Source organism: Marisediminicola senii (genome assembly GCF_011057645.1).
GTDB classification, from domain to species: Bacteria; Actinomycetota; Actinomycetes; order Actinomycetales; family Microbacteriaceae; genus Marisediminicola; species Marisediminicola senii.
Genome location: NZ_JAALGE010000098.1, coordinates 1 through 2,847, shown reverse-complemented (window position 1 = coordinate 2,847; position 2,847 = coordinate 1). Strand labels below are relative to the sequence as shown.

2 protein-coding genes are annotated in these 2,847 nt (G+C 71.2%); one reads left to right on the top strand and one right to left on the bottom strand.

The window, feature by feature from the left end; translation table 11 throughout:
- Nucleotides 1–1,574, bottom strand: a 1,574-nt coding sequence (gene ligD / locus G5S38_RS15365) for a non-homologous end-joining DNA ligase (protein ID WP_201276715.1), incomplete at its 3' end; no start/stop codon positions are given.
- Between the two features lie 75 nt (nucleotides 1,575–1,649).
- On the opposite strand from ligD, the gene ku reads away from it, so the two are divergent.
- Entirely contained in the window at nucleotides 1,650–2,657 is a 1,008-nt protein-coding gene (ku, locus tag G5S38_RS15360) for a non-homologous end joining protein Ku (protein ID WP_165070499.1), read from the top strand.
- The last annotated feature ends 190 nt before the right edge of the window (nucleotides 2,658–2,847 follow it).

Genomic DNA, 2,847 nt, shown 5'->3' with positions numbered 1-2,847 from the left:
ACGGTGCGTCCCGTGCGGGCGGGCGGGGTCGTAGCGGACCGGGCGGGCGGGGCCGTCGCGGTGCGGGCGGGCGGGGCCGTCGTGGTGCGGGCGGGCGCGGTCGCCGGCGCGGGTGACGCCTGCCCATTCGAGGTGGGGGTGGATGCCGCATCCACCGTCATCAGGTGGATCAGCCAGTTGTTCGCCGCACCCCCGCCGCGTCCTCCGGTGTGGATGAGGGCGAACTTCCGGGCACCTCGGTCGCTGTGCAGGGTGACGATGACCTCCTTGCCCTCGCGCCACTTCTCGAGCTCGTAGGTGCCGGAATCCCAGATCGTCACCTCGCCGCCGCCGTACTCCTTCGCGGGGATGGTGCCCTCGAACGTGCCGTACTCGAGCGGGTGATCCTCGGTCTGCACCGCGAGGTGGTTCTGCTTCGGGTCGGTCGGCACTCCCTTGGGGAGGGCCCAGCTGACCAGCACGCCGTCGTACTCCAGTCGGAAGTCCCAGTGCAGGCCGCGGGCGTGGTGCTCCTGGATCACGAAGGTCGCCCCCGAGGAGGGCGGCGCGATGCCCTCCGGCACGGGTTCGGGGGTCCTGCTGGCGTCGCGCATGCTGCGGTACTTCTCGAGCCGGTCGCGCGACGCGTCGGTCGCCGTGAACGACGCCATGCGTTCGGGGGTCGGTTCGAGGCTGGCGCGTGCGTCGGTCTCGACGCCCGCCAGCGGGTCGCCGCGGCGCGCGACGCTGTCGAGCACCTGCAGGTAGTCGAGCTGGGCGAGGTCGGGGGAGTCGAGCTCCTGCCAGCTGCGCGGGGCCGCAACCGTCGGCTGGAACCGACCGCGCAGGGAGTACGGGGCGATCGTCGTCTTGTTGGCGCTGTTCTGGCTCCAGTCGACGAGCACCTTTCCGTCGCGCAGGCTCTTCTTCATGTCGCTCACGACGAGGTCGGGGTGGTCGGCCTCGAGGGCACGGGCGAGGGCATGGGCGACCTCGCTGACGCCGTCGGAATCCTGGGAGCCGTCGAGCCGGCAATAGAGGTGGATGCCCTTGCTTCCGCTGGTCACCGGCATCGGGTCGAGGCCCATGTCGAGCAGGATGGTGCGCGCCAGCCGGGCGACCTCGGCGCACTCCGGCAGCCCGGCGCCGGGTCCCGGGTCGAGGTCGAGCACCATGCGGTCGGGATGCTGCGGGATGCCGGTGCGACTGAACCGCCACTGCGGAACGTGCAGCTCGATCGCCGACATCTGGCCGAGCCAGGTCAGGGTGGCCCGGTCGTTCAGCAGCGGGTAGTCGTTGGCGTGGGTGCGGTGCTCGATGGCGTGCCTGCGCACCCAGTCGGGCGTGCTGTCGTCGAGGTTCTTCTGAAAGAACACCTGCCCTGGCGCATCGGGGGTGCCGACGCCGTGCACCCACCGCTTGCGGGTGAGGGGGCGGTCGGCGGCGTGCGGAACGAGCACCGCGGCGATGCGCGCGTAGTAGTCGAGCACGTCGGCCTTGGTCGTGCCGGTCTCGGGATACAGCACCTTGTCGAGGTTGGTGAGCCGGATACGGCGGCCATCCACGGAGACGAGCGTCGCATCCGTCGGGGTCATGGCAACATTCTGCCCGCATCCGCCCGTCGCGCTACGGGGTTACGGTGGCGGGGCTGCGGGTCGACAATGGAGCGCATGCGAGCAATCTGGAACGGCGCGGTCACCTTCGGGCTGGTCAACATCCCCGTCAAGGTCTACAGCGCGACCGAGGACCACGACATCTCCCTGCACCAGGTGCACGACAAGGATGGCGGGCGCATCCGGTACCAGCGCAAGTGCGAGATCTGCGGCAAGGTCATCGAGTACTCGCACATCGACAAGGCCTACGACGACGGCGAGCACACCGTCGTGCTGACCAAGCAGGACCTCGCGACGCTCCCGGCCGAGAAGCGGCGGGAGATCGACGTCGTCGAATTCGTGCCGAGCGACCAGCTCGACCCGCTGATGTTCGACCGCAGCTACTACCTGGAGCCGGCGTCCACCTCGGTCAAGTCGTACGTGCTGCTGCGGCGCACGCTCGAGGAGACCGACCGCACCGCGATCGTGCACTTCGCGTTGCGGCAGAAGACCCGCCTCGGTGCGCTGCGCGTGCGCGGCGACGTTCTCGTGCTGCAGTCGCTGCTGTGGGACGACGAGGTGCGCGAGGCATCCTTTCCCGCCCTTGACGAGCGAGTGCGCATCTCGGCGCAGGAGCTCAAGATGTCGGAGTCGCTCGTGGGCAGCTTCGAGGCCGACTTCGAGCCGGAGAAGTTCAGCGACGACTACCAGGAGCAGTTGCGCGAGCTCATCGACGCCAAGCTCAGCGCGGGTGACGCGGTCGACACCGATGACACGCACGCGCACGACGACGACGAGAAGGAGGAGAAGGGCGGCGGCGAGGTGCTCGACCTCATGGAGGCGCTGCGCCGCAGCGTGGAGAAGAGTCGCGGTGCGAAGGGGAGCGGTGCGGCGACGGGCGCCGCGGACGACGCCGCAGCAGATGACGAGTCCGACGCGGCCGAGAAGCCCGCCGCAAAGAAACCGGCTGCGAAGAAGCCGGCGGCGAAGACAGCTGCGGCCAAGAAACCCGCCACGAAGGCACCTGCGGCGAAGAAGACACCGGCGAAGAAGCCCGCCCCGAAGGCCGCCGAGAAGTCGGCGTAGCGGCGGGGCGCCCGCCCCCCCCCGCGCCCGGCCCCCCCCGCGCCTATCCCCCCGCGCCCGCCCCCCCCGCGCCCCCCCGCCCCCCCCACGGGCAGCCCCCCGCAGCTGCGCCCCCGCGCCCACCCCGCACCCCGGGGGCCCCGGGGCTTCTCCGCCGCCGGCAGCCCGCGGGCGGCGGCGCCCCGCCGCG